The organism is Streptococcus cristatus, from assembly GCF_008369405.1.
GTDB classification, from domain to species: Bacteria; Bacillota; Bacilli; order Lactobacillales; family Streptococcaceae; genus Streptococcus; species Streptococcus cristatus_G.
In genome coordinates, this window is sequence record NZ_VSJJ01000006.1 from 60,562 (window position 1) to 85,258 (window position 24,697).

Sequence of the window (24,697 nt, forward strand, 5' to 3'; positions counted from 1 at the left end):
TTTAAAGGAGATTTCTATGTTTTCTGCTTATAAAAAATTTTGGACTCGTTATGCAGACTTTAGTGGTCGTTCAAGCCGTTCTGATTTCTGGTGGGTTGTCCTATGTAATTTTTTGATTACCCTACCATTTTCGTTGATTGCCCTTTTTGGTTTTCTCATTCCGCTTTTTAGTGAAGTTTATTATGCAGGGCTATACGATTATGAACCAGATTTTTCTGGAGCTATGGCTGGCGCTGGTTTTGCTGCGTTCATAATGTTCTTGCTTGCTATCTATGGATTTGCAACTATCGTTCCTAATCTTGCTATCACTGTTCGTCGTCTTCGTGATGCTGGTTTCCATTGGGCATTTATTTTTCTCACTGTAGGACCATCAATAGCTTCCTTCATTCCAGTGTTGAATATCCTAGCTGCTTTAGTCAGCTTGCCATGTGGTATTGCCTTGATAGTCCTCCTTTGCCAAGCTAGCAAACCAGCTCAGTCAGTTAATGGGGCTCCTTATGGTCAACAAGGATTCCAAGGTCAGCAGTTTGGCCAAGCACAACAACCAGCTCAGAATCAACAAATTAGTCAGCCTGTTAACCAAGGTCAGCAATTTGGTCAAGCACAACAACCAGTTCAAAACCAATCATTTGCTCAGCCTGTTAACCAAGGACAACCATTTGGCCAAGCACAACAACCAGTTCAAAACCAACCATTCGGTCAGCCTACTAGCCAAAGTCAACCAGTTGCTCAGCAAGAAGCACCAGCTCAGACCCCAGAGTTTGGTCAGCCTCAACAACCTTTTGGGCAAAATTCAGTGAACCAGCCAACTCAACCGTTTGTTGCTAGCCAAGCCCAAAGCCAAGAGCCAACTCAATCAGCATTCTCAACTTCAGTTTCACAATCTGCTGAACCAGTTTCTTCAGTAGAAACTCAGCAGTCTCAGACTGAAACAGTAGAATAAACTCTTGCAACTGCTTCTGATGAAGTAAAGGCTTCTGAACAAATCACTAACTCAGAGTCAAACTCTCAAGAAAATCTATAATGTATCAACCCTAGATAGTTTACACCTATCTAGGGTTTCTTTGTCATGTTTAAAATTTTTGTAACCAAAATAACTTTATATTCGTTATACTAGTAGAAAGGGGGATGAATAGAAAAGTATTAAATAGAGAAAAGTAGTTTCAAATGAGAAGTAGCAGCTGCGAGCTTTGGATTAGAAAGGCTATTTTGTTATTCTTTTTAAAGAAGTGCAAATAAAGAGAGATTTGAGGAGAAGTTGTGGGGAGGTGAGATTATCAAACTGGATGAATACGAAAACATCTTGATTGGCTTTGCCCGAGAGATTGTTTTCTACCTGCAAAAGTCAGGAGCTTCTAAGGCCGAGGCAGAGGATGTGGTGCAGGATGTTTTTGTCAAAATGTTAGAGACTGATCTGGTCATCCCGGCAGAGAAGATGCGAGCATGGATGTATCGGGTTTCCATCCGCCGCTACATCGATCGCTATAGGCGCGATCGGCATTATCTAGAAATTTTGCAAAAGGAATTTTTTAAACAAGATGTGATTCAACCATTTGAAAACGACTATTATGAGCTGTTAAGGACGACGATAGAAGAGCTTCCGACTAAGGAAGCAATGCTTTTAGATCTTTATTATTTTCAAAATTTTACAGTAAAGGAAATCGCTCAAATTATGTCGTATTCTGTAAGTAAAGTGAAAGTACAACTCATGCGTAGCCGAATCAAGCTCCGCCATAAATTGGAAAAGAAAGGATATAAAAATGGAAACATTTGAAATTTTAGCGAAGAAAAGTAAACGGAAACGACTTTGGAAGACAGTCGCCATCAGTAGCCTTGTCTCCTTAGCTCTATTGCTTTTACTAGGAAAGGGATTGATAGAATTAGCCTCGAGTAATGGTCGAAATTTGCAGAAAGAGTACGAAGTTATGTCGGAAATCGCCTACCCTAATGTTGACTATGACAGTCTTTACTACACTCAAAATTCTTTGTTTTCAGGAACCTTACATTCTGATCGTTTCAAAGATTTAGATGGAGTGAAGGTGGCTTATCCTTCCTATGAGGGAAACTATTCTCTCATAGGTGCTTTTAAAGATACGACTACGGAAGGGACTTATCTGTCTCTCTCAGGGACCTATACGCGAACCCTGCGTCAAAAATATCCGGTCTTCTATAATATCAATGCCAAGGGGACAAAGGATAGTAATTCTATGCCTAAGGAGTTGGCTTCTGTCAAAGAAATGCCAAATCAATTGGTGGAAGTAGCTTTGACTTTTGATAAAGCTTATACCTATAAGGAAATACAGAAGATGATACCGAACAACCTCAAGATTAACTGGTACTGGATTGGCAGCCAGTCAGAAGATGGTGAAAAAGGTATTGAACTGTTTTCCGATCCCCAGTTCACCTATGGAGCTAACGCTAGTCTTCTCTTTACTTATGACTTAGATTTTAGGAAGAAGGCAAAAGAGGCTAAGAAAGAGCAGCAGACTTTCTTGGATTATCTAAGAAAGGCAGATAAAAATCTTTTCCCAAGTCTTAGTGGGTACAACATGTATAATGATGTTGATGCCTATCTAAAGAAATTTGGTCAGCTAGATATTCGTGAAGCAGAAAATCGGGATCAATTAACTTTTTCCGGTGTCATCTTGACAGGAAAAGCTGAAAATTTCGCTCAATTAGAAGAGAAAGAATGGATTTATGCTTCCAGTATTGGTGCTTCCGTTCCTAATCAGCCTTACTACAAGCTAGATAAGGAATAATTGACAAAAAATGTGTAAAAGGCTTGCATTTTCAGTGAAATTTGATAAAATAGTAAGGAAAGTTAGACTGTATTGCCTACTGTCTATCTATAAAATATATTTTATTGGAGGCTTTTACTCAAATGGCAAAAGAAAAATACGATCGTAGTAAACCACACGTTAACATTGGTACTATCGGACACGTTGACCACGGTAAAACTACTTTGACAGCAGCTATCACAACTGTATTGGCACGTCGCTTGCCTTCATCAGTTAACCAACCTAAAGACTATGCGTCTATCGATGCTGCTCCAGAAGAACGCGAGCGCGGTATCACTATCAACACTGCGCACGTTGAGTACGAAACTGAAAAACGTCACTATGCTCACATCGACGCTCCAGGACACGCGGACTACGTTAAAAACATGATCACTGGTGCCGCTCAAATGGACGGAGCTATCCTTGTAGTAGCTTCAACTGATGGACCAATGCCACAAACTCGTGAGCACATCCTTCTTTCACGTCAGGTTGGTGTTAAACACCTTATCGTCTTCATGAACAAAATTGACTTGGTAGATGACGAAGAATTGCTTGAATTGGTTGAAATGGAAATCCGTGACCTCTTGTCAGAATACGACTTCCCAGGTGACGATCTTCCAGTTATCCAAGGTTCAGCTCTTAAAGCTCTTGAAGGTGACTCTAAATACGAAGATATCATCATGGAATTGATGAACACTGTTGATGAGTACATCCCAGAACCAGAACGTGATACTGACAAACCACTCCTTCTTCCAGTCGAAGACGTATTCTCAATCACTGGTCGTGGTACAGTTGCTTCAGGACGTATCGACCGTGGTACTGTTCGTGTCAACGATGAAATCGAAATCGTTGGTATCAAAGAAGAAATCCAAAAAGCAGTTGTTACTGGTGTTGAAATGTTCCGTAAACAACTTGACGAAGGTCTTGCAGGGGACAACGTAGGTGTGCTTCTTCGTGGTATCCAACGTGATGAAATCGAACGTGGTCAAGTTATCGCTAAACCAGGTTCAATCAACCCACACACTAAATTCAAGGGTGAAGTTTACATCCTTACTAAAGAAGAAGGTGGACGTCATACTCCATTCTTCAACAACTACCGTCCACAGTTCTACTTCCGTACAACTGACGTTACAGGTTCAATCGAACTTCCAGCAGGTACTGAAATGGTAATGCCTGGTGATAACGTAACTATCGACGTTGAGTTGATCCACCCAATCGCCGTTGAACAAGGTACTACTTTCTCTATCCGTGAAGGTGGACGTACTGTTGGTTCAGGTATGGTTACTGAAATCGAAGCTTAATTCGATTTCGTTCCCAGATAACAATTATAAAATCAGACACGAAAAGTCTCGCTTCGGCGGGGCTTTTTCTTTTAGACAAAGCCTTTTTCTCGCAAACATGATATAATAATTCTATATTTTGTTGTTGAAAAGAGACGGTATGAAATTACTTTATACGGACATCCGCAGTCCTTTGACGGCACACTTAGCTAAGCAAGCTCAGGACTTAGCAGCGGTTGGCAAGCGGGTCTTTTATATAGCGCCCAACTCCCTTTCTTTTGAAAAGGAGCGAGCAGTTTTGGAGGAATTGGAAAATCAGGCTTCCTTTGCTATTACGGTGACGCGGTTTGCCCAGATGGCTCGTTATTTTGTCCTCAATGATGTTCAAGAAGGACAGCCCTTGGATGATATTGGTCTAGGCATGCTATTTTATCGGATTTTATCGGAAATGGATGACAGAGAGCTCAAGGTTTATGGGCGGATTAAGAAGGATGCACAATTTATCCAGCAACTGCTAGACCTTTATCATGAGCTTCAGACGGCTCAGATGACTTTTGCGGATTTAAACTATCTAGAAGAGCCAGAGAAGCGCGAGGATTTGCTCAAAATTTTCACGGCCTTTTCAGTTGCCCTGCAGGCAGGAAATTATGATGCGACCTCTAAACTCACGATTTTTGCCCAGCAAATTCTAGCTGGAGATTTGGATGGGGAATTGGCTAATCTCGCGCTGGTTATTGACGGCTTTACCCGCTTATCGGCAGAAGAAGAATATCTAGTAGATTTGTTGCATCGCAAGGGAGTGGAGATTGTCATCGGCGTTTATGCCAGTCAAAAAGCCTATCGCTCCGCTTTTCGTGAGGGTAATCTTTACCAAGCCAGCGTGGACTTTTTGCTCAAGTTGGCTCAAACCTATCAGGTCAAGCCAGAGTATTTATCAGACGATCTAGGTCAGGTTGATGATACCTTTGGCAAGATTTCCAAGATTCTAGAGAGTCGCTATGATTTTTCTGAAACCCATGTGGAATTGACTGAGGAGGATCGCTCTCACGTAGAGATTTGGTCGGTGCGCAATCAAAAAGAAGAACTGGAATATGTGGCCAAGTCCATCCGCCAGCGGCTTCATGATGGTGCCCGCTACAAGGATATCCGTCTGCTTTTGGGTGATGTGGAGGCCTACCAGCTCCAGCTGAAGACCATCTTTGACCAATATCAGATTCCCTTTTATTTGGGGCGGTCTGAGTCTATGGCTCAGCATCCTTTAGTCCAATTTTTAGAGTCACTGGAACGGCTGAAACGCTATAATTTTCAGACGGAAGATTTGCTCAATCTTCTAAAAACTGGCCTTTATGGTGGCTTGAGTCAGGAGGAGCTGGATAACTTTGAACAGTACCTTCGATTTGCTGAGATTAAAGGGGTAGCCAAGCTAGGGAGAGATTTTACCATTAATCGTCAGGGGAAATTTGACCTGAAGCGCCTCAATACCATGCGTCGCAGTCTTATCACGCCTCTGTTAGACTTTTTCAAATCTCGTAGTCAGACAGCAACTGGTCTCTTGGCTAAATTTACCAACTTTATCAAAGAAGTTCGCTTGGATGCCAATCTGACTGATCTGCTGGAAGGAGTAAGTCAGCAGGAACTAGAACGGCAGGATGAAGTCTGGAAAACTTTTTGCCATGTCTTGGAGCAGCTTGCACAGGTGTTTGACGGCAGTAAGCTCAAGCTGGATGATTTCTTGGCTCTAATTCTGTCTGGCATGCTTCTGGCCAAGTACCGAATGGTGCCGGCGACAGTGGATGTGGTGATAGTTCAGTCCTATGACTTGATTGAGCCCATGGCTGCTCCTTATGTCTATGCCATCGGGCTGACTCAGGAACGCTTGCCCAAGTTAGCGCAAAATAAAAGTCTGCTCAGTGACGAAGAACGGCAGAGATTAAATCAAGCGACTGGGGACGAGTCTGAGTTGCAGGTAGCCAGCAGGGAAAATCTCAAGAAAAACCGATTTGCAGCGTTATCTTTACTTAATTCAGCGACAGAAGATTTGGTTCTGTCTGCTCCTGTCTTAATCAATGAAGTAGAGGATGCCATGTCTTCCTATTTGACGGAGCTGGAAATAGCGCCTATTTCCCTGCCCATTATCAGCAAGCGGCCACAGGCTAGTAGCGACGATATTGGGACTTATCGGGCTTTGTTGGCGCGCGTGATTGACCTCTATCAGGATGACATTGACCGTGAATGGACGCCGGAGGAGCAGACTTTCTGGGCAGTGTCAATCCGAGTCTTGCGTAAGAAGTTGGCGGCTGAGGGAATCTCTATTCCCCAGATTAGCAAGGAGTTGAAGACGGAGACTCTCAATGAGGAAACACTCCAAGCTCTTTATCCTAAAGAACAGCCTTTGAAACTGTCAGCCTCTGCCCTCAATGAATACTTTAAAAACCAGTATGCCTATTTCCTTAAGTATGTTCTGCGACTGCAGGAGGAGTGGACGATTCAGCCGGATGCTCGTAGCCATGGGATTTTCCTCCACCGAATCTTTGAAAAGGTTATGCAGGAGCACTTGGAGCAGGACTTCGACACTCGCTTACAACGGGCTATGGAGGAGACTAGCTGGGAGGCTGAGTTTGAAGCGGTCTATGGTGAAAATGGTGAGACCCAGTTTGCCCGCCGTTTGCTATTGGATGCCGCTCAGGCTACTGGACGTATCTTGGCTCAGTCTGAGGGGCTGGAGATCATTGGTGAGGAGACTGACTTTGGTCATGATGATCGGCCTTTCTTGCTTTTGGATAATGGCAGAGTTCTTCAAGTGAGCGGCAAGGTGGATCGGATTGATCGTCTGACTGAGACGGGGAGTCTGGGAGTTGTGGATTACAAGTCTGGCGATACCAAATTCAGCTTTGAGAAGTTCTTTAATGGGCTTAATTCCCAGCTGCCGACCTACCTAGCAGCTATCCGAGAAATGCCAGAATACTACGAGGACAAGGGACTTTTCGGAGCCATGTACCTACAGATGACGGAGCCTCTAGCCAGCCTCAAGGAGACCAAGGTACTGGACGAGGCTGTGAAACAAGTCATGAAAAGTCAGGTTTACAAAGGCCTCTTTCTGGCTGACCAGACCAAGAACTTGGGAGCTAACTATGAGAAAAGCAAGGTTAATCTGCTGACTAAGGAAGAATTAGAAGTGATTTTGGCCTACAATGCCTACCTCTATCAGCAAGCCGCAGAAGGCATTTTAGCTGGCCGTTTTTCCATCAATCCTTATACAGAAAATGGGCGCAGTATTGCCCCTTACGTGGACCAGTTTAAGGCCATTACAGGCTTTGAGGCCAATCTTCATCTGGGGCAGGCTAGGCAGCTGACCAAGTTAAATCTGGACCAGTATGATAAACGGCCGACAGGTGAGAAGCTGCGTCAAGCCTGGCTAGAAAAAATCAAGGAGGAGTTGGAAAAATGAGACGGATTCCCTTTTTAAACGAGCAGGATATCCTAGTCAAGCAGGCTGAGGAAGCTGCCTCTGACAAGCAGCAAAAGCGCACACCAGAGCAGATCCAGGCCATCTACTCCTCTGGTCAGAATATTCTTGTTTCGGCTTCGGCTGGCTCTGGTAAGACCTATGTTATGGTTCAGCGGATTATTGACCAGATTCTCAGAGGTGTGGAAGTGAGCCAACTCTTCATCTCCACCTTTACTGTCAAGGCAGCAGGTGAGCTCAAGGAACGGCTGGAGAAGGAGCTGAGTCTGGTACTCAAGGAGACTCAAGATCAGGAACTCCGCCAGCACTTGGCCCAGCAGTTGGCTGAAATTGCTAATGCGGATATTGGCACCATGGATGCCTTTACCCAGAAAGTGGTCAATAAGTACGGCTATTTGCTGGGGCTGGCACCGCATTTTCGGATTTTACAATCGGCCAGTGAGCAGCTTATGCTGCAAAATGAAGTCTTTGCTCAGCTGTTTGATGCCTATTATGATAGTGATCGGCAGGAATTATTCAGCCGCTTGGTCAAAAATTTCACTGGCAAGCGCAAGGACATTGCTGGTTTCCGCCAGCAGATTTATAGTATTTATAGTTTTCTCCAGTCTACCAGCAATCCGCGGAAATGGTTGGAGGAAACCTTTCTTCTAGGTTATGAAACCAGTGATTTTGGAGCAGAGCGGGAGCGAATGCTGGCTGGAGCTAGACAGTCTCTGCTGGATTTAGAAGACTTTTTCCAGAGCCATCTGGCTCATGAAGGCCAAGCCTTTGCTGGCGCTAAATATCAGGAAAATGTTCAGGCGGCCTTAGATATCTTGGCTGAGCTGACAGAGCAGACTGGATCTGAGCAGTTGCTAGACCTAATTCAGCGCTTTTTAGAATTAGCCAAGACCTCTAACCATCAGGCTTTTACTGCCCGAGTTGGCAAGAATGCGGACGAGCTCAAAAAAGAGCTAGCTCAGACCTATAATGAAGCCCGCAAGCCCTTGATAGAGAGAATTAAAGAGCTGGATGTCCGCCTCTATCATCTGAACTTTATGGAGCAGCATCAGGTGGAAGCTCTTCCCCTACTGGATTTGTTGCGAGATTTTGTCCGAGATTTTTCATACGCTTATCTGGAGCGCAAAGTAGCGGAAAATGCCTTTGAATTTGGTGATATAAGCCATTTTGCTATTGAAATTTTAGAAAATTATCCAGAAGTGCGGCGTTTTTATCAGGATAAGTACTATGAGGTGATGGTCGATGAGTACCAAGACACCAACCATACTCAGGAGCGAATGCTGGAATTGCTGGCTCGAGGAAATAATCGCTTTATGGTCGGCGACATTAAGCAGTCCATCTATCGATTTCGTCAGGCTGATCCGCAGATTTTTAACGATAAATTTAAACTCTATCAGGCCGATCCTAGTCAGGGCAAGCTGATTATCCTCAAGGAAAATTTCCGCAGTCACATCGAGGTGCTGGAAGCGACCAATGATGTTTTTAAACGACTCATGGACGAGGAAGTCGGCGAGATTGACTACAATGAGACCCACTATTTGGTGGCGGGAAATCCAGCCAAACGGGAGCCTAACCCAGCCAATCAGGCGGAATTTCTGCTTTATGACGGTAGCGCTGATAGCGAAGAAGAGGATTCTGACCAAGGTCTGCCCAGCATTTCAGCGGGTGAGGTAGCCTTGGTAATCAAGGAAATCATCCGCCTTCATAATCAAGAAGGAGTGGATTTCAAGGACATGACCTTGCTGACAGCTTCGCGGACCCGCAATGATCTGATTTTGGCAGAGTTTGACCGGCATCATATCCCGATTGTGCCTGATGATGGGGAGACTAATTATCTCCAGTCAGTAGAGGTTATGGTGATGCTGGATACCTTGCGAACCATTAACAATCCTCTCAATGACTATGCTCTGACTGCCCTTCTCAAGTCACCAATGTTTGACTTTGATGAGGATGAATTGGCTCGCTTAGCCTTGCAAGCCTCCAGTCCTAAGTCTATGGAAAATCTCTACGAAAAGCTGAGGAATGCTCTGACCGATCAAGGTCTGGAACCTCAGCTCATCCATGGTGAATTGCGCAAGAAACTGCAGCATTTCCAGACAACGCTGGATGACTGGCGCAGCTATTCCAAGACTCATTCTCTCTATGATTTAATCTGGAAGATTTATCAGGATCGTTTTTACTATGATATGGTAGGGGCTCTGCCAAACGGTGAGCAGCGTCAGGCTAATCTCTATGCCCTGTCCTTGCGGGCCAACGACTATGAAAAGTCGAGTTTCAAGGGGCTATCCCGCTTTATCAGCATGATTGACAGAATTTTGAAAAATGAGCACGATTTGGCCAGTGTCCCTCTGGCTGCTCCGAAAAATGCTGTCCAGCTAATGACCATCCATAAGAGTAAGGGCCTGGAGTTTAAGTATGTCTTTTTGCTCAATATGGACAAGGCCTTCAATCGTCAGGATAGCAGCTCTGCTATTATCCTCAGTCGGAAAAAAGGCATCGGAATCAAATATGTGGCCGATGTGGCCGTTGAGGCTCAGGATCCTTATGCTCCCAAGCAGCTGCGGATTTCCATGGAGACCTTACCCTATCAGCAGAATGCCGAAGAACTCAAGCTGGCTAGTCTGTCTGAACAGATGCGTCTGCTCTATGTGGCCATGACTCGGGCTGAGACCAAGCTTTATTTGGTCGGCAAGGGAAATCAAGCCAAGCTCCAAGAGCGCAAGTGGGGAGGCAGTCAAAATGGCCGCTTATCTAGCAGTCTTCGAAGCCAGCTGACCAATTTTCAGGATTGGCTCTATGCCATCCAGTCTGTGTTTGATGGGGAAAATCTGGCTTATCAGACCCGCTTTGTGACTGATCAGGAGCTGATAGACGAGCAGATTGGCGTAGTGAAGCAGACTGTTTCCATTCCAGTAGATGATTTGACGGGCAACCGTCAGTCAGAGGATATTCGCCGAGCTCTAGATATCTTGGAGAATGTAGACCGGCTCAACAGTCTTTATCAAGCGGCTATTGAACTGCCTAATGTCCGCACACCTAGTCAAATCAAGAAGTTCTATGAGCCAGTGATGGAGTCAGAAGGGCTGGACATTATGGATGCGCCTCGAAGCTATCAGCCCCAGCTGACTTTTGACTTGCCTGATTTTGGCAAGAAGAAGCAAATCACAGGAGCCCAAATCGGTTCTGCTGTCCATGAGCTCATGCAGCGGATTCCACTGGATCAGCCTGTCACTAAGACTAGCATTCGCCAAGCCTTGGCTCAGGTTCAGGCAGATGCAGCAGTTAAGAAAGAGATTGACTTAGCTAAGATTGAAGCCTTTTTCGCTACAGAACTAGGTCAGCTAATCCAGCAGGAGGCCAATCATCTCCATCGGGAAGCACCTTTTGCTATGCTCAAGCAGGATCCAGCCAGCGGTCAAGACTTTGTAGTTCGGGGAATCTTAGACGGCTACCTGCTCTTTGATGATCGCATTGTCCTCTTTGACTATAAGACTGACCGCTATCATGATCCGGCAGACTTGGTGGAGCGCTACCGATCTCAACTGGATCTCTATGCCGAAGCCCTCAGTCGTTCCTATGGTCTTAGCCAAGTAGATAAGTATTTGATTCTACTAGGAGGAGCTGAGCTGCAAGTGGTCAAGGTGGACTAGTCTGATTGGCAACTTATTAGAGTTCCACTAAGAAAGGATATTGCTACAGGAAATGCTTGTGGGAAGGTTGAGTGCATTATTTAATTGCCAATCTTCCCTTGGCGTTTCTTTTTTTGCTTCTTTTGGGTATAATAGAAGATATGAAAGTATTACTATATCTAGAAGGAAAGTCTGTTTTAGAAAAGTCAGGCATCGGCCGTGCCTTGCAGCATCAAATGCATGCATTGGATCTGGCAGGAATTCCTTATACAACAGATGTTTTAGGAGATTATGATGTCGTGCACATCAACACTTACGGACCTCGTAGTTTGCTTCTTCTTCACGCGGCTAAGCGGGGAGGCAAAAAAGTGATCATGCACGGACATTCGACCAAAGAAGACTTTGAAAACTCTTTTATTGGCTCTAATCTTTTTGCGCCTTTATTTGGCAAATATTTAGCTCACATGTATAAAATGGCGGACTTTATCATTACTCCGTCTGAGTATTCAAAGAAATTGATTCAATCCTACGGTGTAACGACGCCCATCATAGCTGTGTCAAATGGCATTGAGCTGTCTAAATACAAGAAAGACAAACGTAAGGAAGAAGTCTTTAAAAAACATTTTCAGATTGCTGAGGGACAGAAAGTCGTAATCTGTGCAGGCCTTTATTTCAGACGAAAAGGAATCGAAGACTTTGTCGAAGTAGCTCGTAGAATGCCAGATGTCCGCTTTATCTGGCTGGGTTCTATCAATCTTTGGCTTATTCCGCGCAAGATCCGAGAGCTTGTCCTCTTTAATCATCCAGAAAACGTAGAATTTCCAGGTTATTTCAAAGGTGCAGTCTTCCAAGGAGCCATGTCAGGCAGTGACGCTTTCTTTTTCCCATCTTATGAAGAGACAGAAGGGATTGTGGTTCTAGAAGCGCTGGCCAGTGGTCAACATGTGGTCCTGCGTGATATTCCTGTTTATAATGGCTGGATTAATGAAGAGTCGGCGGAGCTTTGTCATAATGTAGATGAGTTTGTTGAATCGCTTCGTAAGGTTCTTGACGGAAAAGTGGACAAACGTGAAGCAGGTTATCGCGTTGCGGAGAGTCGCTCTATTGATGATGTCGCACTTCAGTTAGTCAAGGCTTACCAAACAGTTTTGGAGATGTGATATGCGGATTGGTCTTTTTACAGATACCTATTTTCCTCAGGTTTCCGGGGTTGCGACGAGCATTCGTACCCTCAAGACTGAGCTAGAGAAACTAGGTCACACAGTCTTTATTTTTACTACGACGGACAAGGATGTCAACCGCTATGAGGATTGGCAAATTATCCGTATTCCCAGCGTGCCTTTCTTCGCTTTTAAGGATCGGCGTGTAGCTTATCGTGGTTTTTCCAATGCTTTGGAAATTGCCCGCCAGTACCAGCTGGATATCATCCATACCCAGACAGAGTTTTCTCTGGGCCTTTTGGGAATCTGGATTGCCAAGGAATTGCGGATTCCAGTGGTTCACACCTACCATACCCAGTATGAGGACTATGTGCACTATCTTGCCAAAGGAATGGTGATTCGTCCAAGTATGGTCAAGTACATCGTGCGTGGCTTTATGAGCGATTTGGATGGTGTCGTTTGTCCTTCTGAGATTGTTTACGATCTTTTGGTCGGCTATAAAATCAAGGCAGAAAAACGGGTCATTCCAACAGGAATCGACTTGGCCAAGTTTGACCGCCCAGAACTCTCACGGGAAGATATCATGAAACTGCGCTTTAAGCTGGGCATAGCAGAAGACGAAATCATGCTGCTCAGTTTATCAAGAATTTCTTACGAGAAAAATATTCAGGCGATTGTTGAAGCACTGCCAATGGTTCTGGAAGAAAATGCCAAGGTGAAGTTGGTCATTGTCGGAGATGGACCGTATGCAGAGGACTTAAAAGCTTTGGTAGTCCAGCTCCATATTGAGGATGCAGTCATTTTCACAGGAATGATTGCGCCAAGCGATACAGCCCTCTATTATAAAGCGGCAGATTTCTTTATCTCAGCCTCAACCAGTGAGACGCAGGGACTAACCTATCTGGAAAGCTTAGCCAGCGGTACGCCAATCATCGCCCATGGCAATCCTTATCTAGACAATGTCATCAGCGATAAAACTTTCGGTACACTCTATTATGAAAATCGGGATTTAGCAGGGGCTATTTTAGAAGCCATTTTGGCAACACCAGATATGGACGAGAAAAAGCTAGCCGATAAATTATACGAGATTTCCGCTGAGAATTTTGGTCGCCGTGTCTATGAATTCTATTTGGATTTGACCATTAGCAAGGATTTTCATAATGATCTCAATCCTGAAGAAACGATGGCCAAACGCTTAGCTAAGACCATTGTCTATTTGCCAGGAAAAATCATGTCACTGCCGGTAAACAGCTCAACTAGGATGATAAAAGCATCTAAGAAGCAGATTAAGAATATTCGGAAATATTGGGAATAAACTTCCTTATAAGACCTAATGAACGGAGGTGCTCTTATGAAAGTCCATAAAAAAGAAATTTTCTTTTTGCTCCCCCTTTTCTTTTTCTATTTTGTCTTTTATATACTGTTACGATATTTGCCCATAGGTTCCATCTTAAGTAAGGGGCTAGTAGTTGGAAATGTTCTCATCTACTCCCCTCTGGCAACCTTGTTGGTGTCCCTGCTCTATGCAGCTTTTCATGGATTTTCTTTGCGCTTTTCTTTCTTGGTTGCCCTCTTATTTTTCCTGACTATTTTCACCTTTGGGGAGTGGATTCCTCTTTATCATGCCGCTTATTTCCTTTTCTCACTAGCTGGAAATGGCTTGGGGTATGTGATTTATAGATTTACTAGGAAAAATAGCAGAGCTGGAAACCAATAAAAGTTCTTGCAAATTTTTTCAATCGTGCTATAATAATTTTTAGAGACATATCACCTGCAGGAAATCTTTTAGAGAGCGCGTGGAGCTGGAAATCGCGCAGAGGATGCAGTTGGGACTACTCTACTGGTTTTTATGAAAACATAAAACGGTGGCTACGTTAGAGCCAATCAGAGGTGTTCCTCTTTTTTGAGGAACATAAATGAAGGTGGAACCACGTTGCGACGTCCTTTTGAGGATGTCGTTTTTTGTATGGAGAATAGTTACGACAAAGTTAAAATGAATTTAGCCAAGAGTTAAATGAGGTGATAGATTTGAAGAAAATATTATCTTGGATGATGACTTGTAGCTTCCTATTAGTCTATGTCTGGCTAATGAATACGCTCAGTCTATGGGGAACGGAAAATATTGTCGTCTTTTCATTTTTTCTATTCATTCCTCTCTTGCCATTCCTTGCTCCCTTTCTTGGTATCTTAATGTTTTTCAACAACAAGAAACTCATTATAACAGGATATCTTTTAAGTTTGACAGCTATTATCTATTTGGTCAATGCGATAAAAAGCTATCCTATAAGGATATACATGAGAGGTGAGATGACTCAGGAGGAATACCTGTCTCTCATTCTTTCCTTGATATGCTATCTATGTATTTCTACGCTTTTCTTTATTTTCAGAATGAAAAAGCTAAAATGAAATTGATTTAGCCAATCGATTGTTATCATTCTTTGTTGATAGCCAGTTTCCCAGTTCTTCAAACCTCAGTTATAAAATATGATAAATTTTTAAGGAGAAAACCATGATTAAGATTACTTTCCCAGATGGCGCCGTTCGTGAATTCGAATCTGGCATTACTACTTTTGAAATTGCCCAATCTATCAGCAATTCCTTGGCTAAAAAAGCTTTAGCTGGTAAATTCAACGGCAAACTCATCGACACAACTCGTGCTATCACCGAGGATGGTAGCATCGAAATCGTGACACCTGATCACGAAGATGCTCTTCCAATCTTGCGTCACTCAGCTGCTCACTTGTTTGCCCAAGCAGCACGTCGTCTCTTCCCAGACATTCACTTGGGTGTCGGTCCAGCTATTGAAGATGGTTTCTACTACGATACGGACAATCAAGCTGGCCAAATCTCCAACGAAGACCTGCCTCGTATCGAAGAAGAAATGAAGAAGATCGTCAAAGAAAACTTACCATCCATCCGTGAGGAAGTGACCAAGGATGAGGCACGTGAAATTTTCAAAAACGATCCGTACAAGTTAGAATTGATTGAAGAGCACTCGGAAGATGAGGGTGGTTTGACCATCTACCGTCAGGGCGAATATGTAGACCTCTGCCGTGGTCCGCACGTTCCTTCAACAGGTCGAATCCAAATCTTCCACCTTCTCCATGTAGCTGGTGCTTACTGGCGTGGGAATAGCGATAACGCCATGATGCAACGGATCTACGGTACAGCTTGGTTTGACAAGAAAGACTTGAAGAACTACCTTCAAATGCGTGAAGAAGCCAAAGAACGTGACCACCGTAAACTTGGTAAAGAGCTTGACCTCTTCATGATTTCTCAAGAAGTTGGACAAGGTTTGCCATTCTGGTTGCCAAATGGTGCGACTATCCGTCGTGAATTGGAACGCTACATTGTCGATAAGGAAATAGCTGCAGGCTACCAACACGTTTACACTCCACCACTTGCCTCTGTGGAACTTTATAAGACTTCTGGTCACTGGGATCACTACCGTGAAGATATGTTCCCAACCATGGACATGGGTGACGGGGAAGAGTTTGTCCTTCGTCCAATGAACTGCCCACACCACATCCAAGTCTTCAAACACCATGTTCACTCTTACCGTGAGTTGCCAATCCGTATTGCTGAGATCGGAATGATGCACCGCTATGAAAAATCGGGTGCTCTGACTGGTCTTCAACGTGTGCGTGAGATGTCCCTCAACGACGGTCACCTTTTCGTTACCCCAGAACAAATCCAAGAAGAATTCCAGCGTGCTCTTCAGTTGATTATCGATGTTTATGAAGACTTCAACTTGACTGAATACCGCTTCCGTCTCTCTCTTCGCGACCCTCAAGATACTCACAAGTACTTTGATAACGATGAGATGTGGGAAAATGCCCAAACCATGCTTCGTGCTGCCCTTGATGAAATGGGTGTGGACTACTTTGAAGCCGAAGGTGAAGCAGCCTTCTACGGACCAAAATTGGATATCCAGGTTAAAACTGCCCTTGGTAAAGAAGAAACACTTTCAACTATCCAGCTTGACTTCTTGCTTCCAGAACGCTTCGACCTCAAATACATCGGAGCTGATGGCGAAGAGCACCGTCCAGTTATGATTCACCGTGGTGTTATCTCAACCATGGAACGCTTCACAGCTATCTTGATTGAAAACTACAAGGGTGCCTTCCCAACATGGCTTGCACCACACCAAGTAACCCTCATCCCAGTTTCTAACGAAAAACACGTGGACTACGCATGGGAAGTGGCGAAGAAACTCCGTGACCGTGGAGTTCGTGCTGATGTGGATGAACGCAATGAAAAAATGCAGTTCAAGATCCGTGCTTCTCAAACTAGCAAAATTCCTTACCAATTGATCGTTGGTGACAAGGAAATGGAAGACGGTACTGTTAATGTCCGCCGCTACGGCCAAAAAGAAACACAAACTGTCTCAGTTGATGACTTTGTAGAAGCTATCCTAGCTGATATTGCCAACAAATCTCGTGTGGCTAAAGAAGATTAAAAATAAGAAAGGCAAATCCGACTGGGGGAGTTCCTCAACAGGCTTTGCCTTTTTTACAATTTTATTAAAGAAAATCCTTTCTCGTCTCTGTGTTTTGTCTAATCCCATGAAAAATGATATAATAGAATAAAAGGACAGGGGAGAGAGATGTTAAAGAGAGATTTACTGAGGAATATTATCATTGTTACGGTATTTATTGCCATTTTGGTAGGCTTACGTTTGTTTGTCTATACACCTTATCGCATCACCAAGCAGGATGCCAATTCTTTCTTAGCGGAGAATGATTTGGTCTTGGCGGATAAGACAGCCAAGCTTGCTCGTGGGGAATTTGCCCTCTATGAGGTCGATGGGAAAGAATATGTCGGCCGTGTTATTGCTATGGAAAATGACAAGGTGACCTATATGGATAACTTGCTCTACCTGAACGATCAGGTGCAGTCAGAGGAATATATCGAAAAGATGCGGGAAAAATATCTGGCTTCGGCTGCCAGCACGGGATATTACACCCATGATTTTTCTGTCATGGATTTAAAAAGTGCGACTTCTGATACTATCCCTAAAAATTCTTTTCTCATCTTGAATGATCGACGGGAAAATACGAAAGACAGTCGAGAATTTGGTCTGATCAAAAAGGAGCAGATTAAGGGAATTGTAGAATTCCGTATTTCTCCCTTAAATAAATTTGGTTTTATTGAAACGAAGTAGCAAAAAACTAGGCTGGAAATTCCAACCTAGTTTTCTTTTTGAGATGTTTTAAGACTTTCTTTGGTTTTTTTAAGCTCTTTTTTCAGCGAGAAATTTTTTGACATGCTGATGAGAAAGGTCGTGACCGAGCCCAGGAGGACAGAGACCAAAATCAAAATGATTAAGGGAAGTTTAAAGCTGAAGAGGATAAAGCTAACATTGACGCTCTGCATATTTGCTAAGGAAATGCTAGCAAGCAATAGGATGGTAATCAATAGAAGGATATAGTGTAATTTTTCTTTCATAACGATCTCCCAATTATTCAAATTCAGCCTTGCTCTTGATATCGCCATATTCTTCTTGAGTTTCTTGGGCTAGGATATCCTCATAAGCCGCCAGTTCAATGGCAGAGCCATACTTATTTTTCAGAGCAGTGGTTACCAGACGGTAGGCCAAGTTCGCATTACGGGACAAGATGGGGCCATGGAAGTAGGAGCCAAAGACATTCTTATAATGAACACCTTCGCAACCATCCTCTTGGTTGTTGCCATTTCCATAGACGACTTTGCCCAGAGGTTTTTCGTCGTCGGAGAGAAAAGTACGCCCTTGGTGGTTTTCAAAGCCGTAGTAGGTTTCATCAAATTCTTCGTTATAAATCTTGATGTCACCGATATAGCGATTCTTGACTTGGTTGAGGGTGTAGTGTCCCATGATTCCCAGACCTTCGATTCGACGGCCAGACGCTTCGATATAGTATTGGCCTAGAAGTTGGAAACCGCCGCAGATAGCTAGAACAACGCCGTTGTCATTGATGAAATTTTCCAAAGCTTCCTTTTTAGCTGGCAAGTCACGAGCCACGATCGTTTGCTCATAGTCTTGACCTCCGCCAAAGAAGACGATGTCATAGTTATCCTTATCAAAGTCATCCTCTAGGGAGACAATATCGACCTCAACCCTAGCGCCTAGCTTTTCGGCCACATACTTGAGCATGAGGACATTGCCGTTGTCGCCATAGGTATTCATAAGGTCGCCGTAGAGATGAGCAATTTTTAAGTCATAGTGATAATCCTGGTTTTCAGGAGAAACGAGGGATCTATAAACCATTAGTTCATCTCCTTTCTGATGACTTGTCGTTCTGCCAGCAACTCGCGGAATTCCAGCATAGCGGTATAAGTAGCTAGGATATAGGCGTGCTTGGTTTCTTGCTCTTCAATCAACTTAAAGACTGCTTCCAAATCTTTGACTTCGGTAATCTGATCTGCTGGATAGCCTGTTACCCGCAGTCGACGAGCAATCTCTGAGTGGCGAACTCCGCCTGCAAGGACCTGAGGGATATCCATCTCTAAAATTTTCTCAAAATCAGCATCCCAGATCCAGCTAGTATCAATACCGTCCGCATAGTTGGCATTAAGCAGGACAGATAGGCTAAAGTCAAAAGGTACCAGCTCAATCATTTCCAAGGCTTGGGTCGCACCGACTGGATTTTTGATCAAGATCAAGGTACATTCCTTATCGCCAATTTTGAAAGTTTCCTGACGGCCAAAGACAGCTCGGCTCTTGTCAAAGCCAGCCTTAATAGTAGCCGGCTCAACACCAAAGAACTGAGCCACTGATACAGCGGTCAAGGCATTGTAGATATTATAAAGACCGCCGATATTGATTTGATAGTCTTGACCATCAATGGTAAAGGCAGAGCGGTTATGCTCAAGCGTCTTGAGAGCAGTCAAGCTGTAGTCTAGCTTAGGACGCTTGAAGCCACAGTCCTCACAGATATAAGCTCCTAGATTAGCATAGGTGTTAAGCTCGTACTTGAGGATATGCTCGCACTTGGGACAGAGGATGCCTTCAGTGTTGTAGTGGGCTAGTTTAGCTTGACCTTTCTCAGTATCAAATCCATAGTAGCGGATTGGATTTTTTAAGCTGACCGAATTAAAGAGCGGGCTGTCACCATTCATCAGAACAGTCGCTTCAGGCACTTTAGCTGCAGCATCCAAGATCATCTGGTAGGTCGTGTAGATCTCACCATAGCGGTCCATTTGGTCACGGAAAATGTTGGTCAAGACGAAGAGGCTAGGCTTGATATAATCACAAATCCGAGACAGGCTGGCTTCATCGATTTCCAGCACAGCGATATTTTTGCCAGATTTGCCTTTTTTAGCTGTCAGGAAGGTTGTGGTAATCCCTGTAATCATATTAGCACCGCTAGGATTGGTCACCACTTCGCCAAAAGCTTCCTTGAGAATGCCCACAGTCAAAGCTGTAGTCAGAGTTTTTCCGTTGGTTCCGGTAATAACCACAACTTCGTAGTTCTTGGCCAAGTTTTGCAGAATGTTTTTGTCAAATGTGAGGGCAACTTTCCCTGGCAGAGTCGAGCCGCGTCCCATTTTGCTGAGAACAAAGTGGGAGGACTTGCCTGCTAGGAGGCCCAATGCTGTATTTATCTTCATAAGAAATATTTTATCATAAAAAAGTAAAGAAGGTTACAGAAAAATATCCTTAAAAGTGATATAATGGTTGAGAACTGTTTGTTTTTGACTGGGAGGGCTACTATGCAATGAATTTTCAACAACTAACCAATCTCCAATACTGGTCTAATGTATTCAGTAATCCTTGGAATATTTTAATCAACATTATTGATATTGCTTTGGTTACCTGGATTTTATATCATTTTACTAAAGCAATTGCCGGGACCAAAATTATGATTCTGGTTCGGGGAGTGCTCTTCTTCATCTTGGCACAGTTTTTAGCGAATATCATTGGTTTAACGACCATTTCATGGTTGATCAATCAGGTTATTACCTACGGGGTCATTGCGGCAGTGGTGATTTTCTCGCCTGAGATTCGGACTGGTCTTGAAAAGCTGGGTAGAGCAACTGAGATTTTTTCTGCTGCTCCAGTCAGCAGTGAGGAGAAATTGATTCAAGCCTTTGTTAAGGCAGTAGCTTACATGAGTCCGCGTAAGATCGGTGCCTTGGTGGCTATTCAGGGCGCTCGAACGTTGCAGGAATACATTGCAACGGGAATCCCACTGGATGCGGATATCTCTGGGGAATTGTTGATCAATATTTTCATTCCTAATACGCCTCTGCATGATGGGGCAGTTATTATCAAAGATAATAAGATCGCTGCTTCTTGTGCCTATTTGCCGCTAACAGAGAGTACAGGTATTTCCAAGGAATTTGGGACTCGGCACCGGGCTGCGATAGGCCTTTCGGAAGTTTCAGATGCCTTTACTTTTGTCGTGTCTGAGGAGACAGGCGGTATTTCTACGACACATAATGGAGTCTTCAAGCATGACTTGAGTTTGAGCGAGTTCGAATCACAACTGCGGGAAGTCCTGCTATCAGACAAGCATGAGAAATTGAGCCTAAAGAATCGTATCCTGGGAGGATGGAAGAATGAAACAAAGTAAAAAAATTCTCTATATTATCTCCTCCTTATTTTTTGCTTTGGTTTTGTTTATTTATGCGACGTCTAGTAATTTTCAAAATAGTATCAGCATTCGTCAAGTGACCTCGGAAACTTATAGCAATACGATTTCTAATGTTCCGATTGACATCAAGTACGATAGTGAGCGGTACTTCATTAGCGGCTTTACTTCCGAGGCTAGTGTTGTTTTGACGGGTTCTAATAGAGTGGCTTTAAGTAGCGAAATGCAGGAGAGTACACGGAAGTTCCATGTGGTAGCGGATTTATCTAATGCATCAGAAGGAACAGTCGAAGTGCAGCTGAAAGTCGAAAATCTACCTAGCGGCCTGTCTGCTACGGTCAATCCGCAAAAAATTTCAGTCAAGATAGGTAAAAAAGCAAGCAAGAAAGTGCCAGTGAAGTATCTCATCACAGCCAGTCAGGTTGCAGAAGATATTTCTATCACAAATGTGAGTTTGGAGCACGAAGAAGTTACAGTGACAAGCGATGAAGAAACTTTGGAAAAAGTTAATCATGTCGCAGCAGTTTTACCAAGCAATGTCACTATTTCAGGAAATTATAGTGGGGCAGCTTCCTTGCAGGCCATGGATGCCAATGGGAATGTTTTGCCAAGTGTTGTGACACCGTTTGAAACAACGATGAAAGTTACGACCAAAACCACACATTCGAATTCGTCAAGCTCCAAATCGAGCTCAAGTTCGAATTCATCTAGTAAATAAATGCAAGATTTGAAAGGAAAATTTTAAAAATGGGTAAATATTTTGGAACCGATGGTGTTCGTGGAGAAGCTAATGTGGAATTAACGCCGGAATTGGCCTTTAAACTAGGTCGTTTTGGTGGATATGTTCTGAGCCAACACGAAAGTGAAGTTCCTCGGGTATTTGTTGGCCGTGATACGCGCATTTCGGGAGAAATGTTGGAGAGCGCCTTGATTGCAGGTCTGCTTTCTGTCGGGATTCACGTCTACAAACTAGGTGTGATCGCGACTCCAGGTGTTGCTTACTTGGTCAAATCCGAAAAAGCCAGTGCAGGTGTCATGATTTCAGCTAGCCACAATCCTGCTCTCGATAATGGCATCAAATTCTTTGGTGGCGATGGTTATAAACTGGATGATGAACGCGAACTCGAAATCGAAGCTTTGCTGGACGCAGCAGAAGATACGTTACCACGTCCAAGTGCTGAGGGCTTAGGAAAAGTCATGGATTATCCAGAAGGCTTGCGTAAGTACCAACAATACATCGTTTCAACTGGTTTAGATCTTGAAGGAATGCACGTTGCCCTTGATACGGCAAATGGTGCTGCTTCAACCAGTGCCCGTCAAATTTTTGCTGATTTGGGTGCCCAACTGACTGTTATCGGAGAAAATCCAGATGGTCTCAACATTAACTTAAATGTAGGCTCTACTCATCCAGAAGGCTTACAAGAAACGGTCCGTGAGTCAGGAGCAGCGATTGGTCTCGCTTTTGATGGCGACAGTGACCGTTTGATTGCCGTTGATGAAAATGGCGATATTGTAGATGGTGACAAGATTATGTATATCATCGGCAAGTATCTTTCTGAGAAAGGCCAATTGGCTCAAAATACAATTGTGACCACCGTTATGTCCAACCTTGGTTTCCACAAAGCCTTAGATCGTGAAGGCATCAATAAAGTAGTGACTGCTGTCGGCGACCGCTATGTGGTAGAAGAAATGCGCAAGAACGGTTATAATCTAGGCGGTGAGCAATCTGGACATGTCATTATCATGGATTATAATACTACTGGTGATGGTCAGTTGTCAGCGGTGCAATTAACCAAAGTGATGAAAGAAACTGGCAAGAGCTTGTCTGAACTTGCAGCAGAAGTGACCATTTACCCACAAAAATTGGTCAATATTCGTGTCGAAAATGCTATGAAAGATAAGTCAATGGAAGTACCAGCTATCAGAGACATTATTGAAAAAATGGAAACTGAAATGGCAGGATACGGCCGTATCCTTGTCCGTCCAAGTGGAACAGAGCCTCTTTTGCGCGTCATGGCGGAAGCGCCAACTCACGAAGAAGTGGACTATTATGTGGACACAATTGCGGATGTTGTCCGTGCTGAGATTGGCATCGACTAAAAGAGCAAGAGAAAATTCAAAAGATTGGAGAAAGCCTTTATTTGAGGCAAGTTCTTCAATCTTTTTTGAATTATTTTCATAAATATTTTTGGAAGTTTTTTTGCTGCCAAGGTGAAAACTCTCTTTTTCCTTTTCCTTTCGTAAATATTTGAAAAAGTGTGCTAATCGTGTTAAAATATAGGGAGTAATCTTGGAATTGAGGTAATAAAGTGGCTTTTGGAGATAACGGACAACGTAAAAAAACTGGATTTGAAAAATTGACAATGCTGGTTGTAGTAATCATGTTACTTGTAACAGTCGGTGCAATTTTTGCATCAGCTATCGGCGCAATCTTCTAATCCTAAACGCTGCAAGGCGTTTTTTTAGAGTAAAAAAGAAGCGAGAATTTATATGAGTATGTTTTTAGATACAGCCAAGATTCAGGTCAAGGCTGGCAAGGGCGGCGATGGCATGGTGGCCTTTCGTCGAGAAAAATATGTACCCAATGGCGGACCTTGGGGCGGCGATGGCGGCCGTGGTGGCGATGTGATTTTTGTCGTGGATGAAGGTCTCCGTACCTTGATGGACTTCCGTTACAATCGTCATTTCAAGGCTCAATCGGGCGAAAAAGGAATGACCAAGGGAATGCACGGCCGAGGAGCGGAGGATTTGATTGTCCGTGTACCACAAGGAACGACCGTGCGTGATGCTGAAACTGGCAAGGTAATTACGGATTTGATCGAGCACGGTCAACGATTTATCGTGGCGCATGGTGGCCGTGGCGGTCGTGGTAATATCCGCTTTGCTACACCTAAAAATCCTGCTCCGGAAATTTCTGAAAATGGGGAGCCGGGTCAGGAAAGAGAATTACTGCTGGAGCTAAAAGTGCTGGCCGATGTTGGTCTGGTCGGTTTTCCTTCGGTTGGTAAGTCAACCCTTCTGAGTGTAATTACATCAGCCAAGCCAAAAATCGGGGCCTATCACTTTACCACGATTGTTCCTAATCTGGGTATGGTTCGGACTCAGTCTGGAGAATCTTTTGCGGTAGCCGATCTGCCAGGATTGATCGAAGGAGCCAGTCAGGGAGTAGGCCTAGGCACCCAGTTTCTTCGTCATATCGAGCGGACACGGGTCATTTTGCACGTTATTGATATGTCTGCTAGTGAGGGACGCGATCCTTATGAAGATTACCTTGCGATCAACAAAGAGTTGGAGTCCTATAATTTGCGCTTGATGGAGCGGCCACAGATTATTGTAGCTAATAAGATGGATATGCCTGATAGCGCAGAAAACTTGAAAGAATTTAAGAAAAAATTGGCTGCCAACTATGATGAATTTGAAGAGTTGCCACAGATTTTCCCTATTTCTAGCCTGACCAAGCAGGGGCTTGCCACACTCTTGGATGTGACGGCTGAGCTGCTGGATAAGACACCTGAGTTTCTGCTTTATGAAGAATCCGATATGGAAGACGAGGCTTATTATGGCTTTGATGAAGAAGCGCCAGCCTTCGAAATCTCCCGTGATGATGATGCTACATGGGTACTTTCAGGTGATAAGCTAGAAAAACTCTTTACAATGACCAACTTTGACCGCGATGAGTCCATCATGAAATTCTCTCGTCAGTTGCGTGGTATGGGCGTTGACGAAGCACTTCGTGCGCGTGGTGCCAAGGACGGAGATTTGGTGCGCATCGGTAAGTTTGAGTTTGAATTTGTTGACTAAGGAGATATGTA

The 24,697-nt window shown here is 43.9% G+C and carries 20 protein-coding genes; 17 read left to right on the top strand and 3 right to left on the bottom strand.

The features are described from left to right. Positions 1-16: 16 nt before the first annotated feature. From FXF62_RS06520 to lepB, 12 genes are all read left to right on the top strand, one after another. Positions 17-943 (top strand): DUF805 domain-containing protein, encoded by a 927-nt coding sequence (locus FXF62_RS06520; protein WP_149518129.1) that lies wholly within the window; start codon positions 17-19, stop codon positions 941-943. A 360-nt stretch (positions 944-1,303) separates the two neighbouring features. Continuing rightward, on the top strand, positions 1,304-1,774 hold the full coding sequence (locus FXF62_RS06525) for an RNA polymerase sigma factor (RefSeq protein ID WP_187984253.1): 471 nt from the start codon (positions 1,304-1,306) through the stop codon (positions 1,772-1,774). Further along, positions 1,761-2,759, top strand: a complete 999-nt coding sequence (locus FXF62_RS06530) for an anti sigma factor C-terminal domain-containing protein (protein ID WP_149518131.1) — start codon at positions 1,761-1,763, stop codon at positions 2,757-2,759. Before FXF62_RS06525 ends, FXF62_RS06530 begins: the two co-directional genes overlap by 14 nt. Before the next feature lie 122 nt (positions 2,760-2,881). Further along, positions 2,882-4,078: an elongation factor Tu gene (gene tuf, locus FXF62_RS06535; RefSeq protein ID WP_015605396.1), complete on the top strand. Its 1,197-nt coding sequence runs from the start codon at positions 2,882-2,884 to the stop codon at positions 4,076-4,078. Between the two features lie 139 nt (positions 4,079-4,217). Continuing rightward, positions 4,218-7,505 (top strand): ATP-dependent nuclease subunit B, encoded by a 3,288-nt coding sequence (rexB, locus tag FXF62_RS06540; RefSeq protein ID WP_149518132.1) that lies wholly within the window; start codon positions 4,218-4,220, stop codon positions 7,503-7,505. Further along, on the top strand, positions 7,502-11,173 hold the full coding sequence (addA, locus tag FXF62_RS06545) for a helicase-exonuclease AddAB subunit AddA (protein WP_149518133.1): 3,672 nt from the start codon (positions 7,502-7,504) through the stop codon (positions 11,171-11,173). The genes rexB and addA overlap by 4 nt, the downstream gene beginning before the upstream one ends. A gap of 140 nt (positions 11,174-11,313) precedes the next feature. Beyond that, positions 11,314-12,312: a glycosyltransferase family 4 protein gene (locus FXF62_RS06550; protein ID WP_149518134.1), complete on the top strand. Its 999-nt coding sequence runs from the start codon at positions 11,314-11,316 to the stop codon at positions 12,310-12,312. Position 12,313: 1 nt separating this feature from the next. Beyond that, complete coding sequence (locus FXF62_RS06555) at positions 12,314-13,627, top strand: glycosyltransferase family 4 protein (protein WP_149518135.1); 1,314 nt, start codon at positions 12,314-12,316, stop codon at positions 13,625-13,627. 36 nt (positions 13,628-13,663) lie between these two features. Continuing rightward, positions 13,664-14,029, top strand: coding sequence for a hypothetical protein (locus FXF62_RS10885; protein ID WP_149518136.1), 366 nt, complete (start codon positions 13,664-13,666; stop codon positions 14,027-14,029). Positions 14,030-14,361: 332 nt separating this feature from the next. Continuing rightward, positions 14,362-14,718 (top strand): hypothetical protein, encoded by a 357-nt coding sequence (locus tag FXF62_RS10890; RefSeq protein ID WP_149518179.1) that lies wholly within the window; start codon positions 14,362-14,364, stop codon positions 14,716-14,718. Positions 14,719-14,821: 103 nt separating this feature from the next. Next, entirely contained in the window at positions 14,822-16,771 is a 1,950-nt protein-coding gene (gene thrS / locus FXF62_RS06575) for a threonine--tRNA ligase (protein WP_149518137.1), read from the top strand. A gap of 147 nt (positions 16,772-16,918) precedes the next feature. Beyond that, the gene (gene lepB, locus FXF62_RS06580; RefSeq protein WP_149518138.1) at positions 16,919-17,476 is read left to right on the top strand and encodes a signal peptidase I; all 558 of its coding nucleotides are present in this window, start codon (positions 16,919-16,921) and stop codon (positions 17,474-17,476) included. Between the two features lie 26 nt (positions 17,477-17,502). Here the strand turns inward: lepB and FXF62_RS06585 are convergent, their stop codons facing one another. The 3 genes from FXF62_RS06585 to murT are packed head-to-tail and all read right to left on the bottom strand — an operon-like array spanning position 17,503 to position 19,902. Next, on the bottom strand, positions 17,503-17,760 hold the full coding sequence (locus FXF62_RS06585) for a LapA family protein (protein ID WP_149518139.1): 258 nt from the start codon (positions 17,758-17,760) through the stop codon (positions 17,503-17,505). Positions 17,761-17,773: 13 nt separating this feature from the next. Beyond that, positions 17,774-18,559 (bottom strand): lipid II isoglutaminyl synthase subunit GatD, encoded by a 786-nt coding sequence (gene gatD, locus FXF62_RS06590; protein ID WP_149518140.1) that lies wholly within the window; start codon positions 18,557-18,559, stop codon positions 17,774-17,776. After that, positions 18,559-19,902 (bottom strand): lipid II isoglutaminyl synthase subunit MurT, encoded by a 1,344-nt coding sequence (gene murT, locus FXF62_RS06595; protein WP_149518141.1) that lies wholly within the window; start codon positions 19,900-19,902, stop codon positions 18,559-18,561. The genes gatD and murT overlap by 1 nt, the downstream gene beginning before the upstream one ends. A gap of 107 nt (positions 19,903-20,009) precedes the next feature. On the opposite strand from murT, the gene cdaA reads away from it, so the two are divergent. From cdaA to obgE, 5 genes are all read left to right on the top strand, one after another. Further along, positions 20,010-20,867: a diadenylate cyclase CdaA gene (cdaA, locus tag FXF62_RS06600; RefSeq protein WP_149518142.1), complete on the top strand. Its 858-nt coding sequence runs from the start codon at positions 20,010-20,012 to the stop codon at positions 20,865-20,867. Beyond that, complete coding sequence (locus FXF62_RS06605) at positions 20,854-21,603, top strand: CdaR family protein (RefSeq protein ID WP_149518143.1); 750 nt, start codon at positions 20,854-20,856, stop codon at positions 21,601-21,603. Before cdaA ends, FXF62_RS06605 begins: the two co-directional genes overlap by 14 nt. A gap of 29 nt (positions 21,604-21,632) precedes the next feature. Beyond that, entirely contained in the window at positions 21,633-22,985 is a 1,353-nt protein-coding gene (gene glmM / locus FXF62_RS06610; protein ID WP_149518144.1) for a phosphoglucosamine mutase, read from the top strand. A gap of 209 nt (positions 22,986-23,194) precedes the next feature. Beyond that, positions 23,195-23,323 (top strand): DUF4044 domain-containing protein, encoded by a 129-nt coding sequence (locus tag FXF62_RS06615; protein ID WP_082757320.1) that lies wholly within the window; start codon positions 23,195-23,197, stop codon positions 23,321-23,323. Positions 23,324-23,375: 52 nt separating this feature from the next. Continuing rightward, complete coding sequence (obgE, locus tag FXF62_RS06620) at positions 23,376-24,686, top strand: GTPase ObgE (protein WP_149518145.1); 1,311 nt, start codon at positions 23,376-23,378, stop codon at positions 24,684-24,686. Positions 24,687-24,697 lie beyond the last annotated feature (11 nt).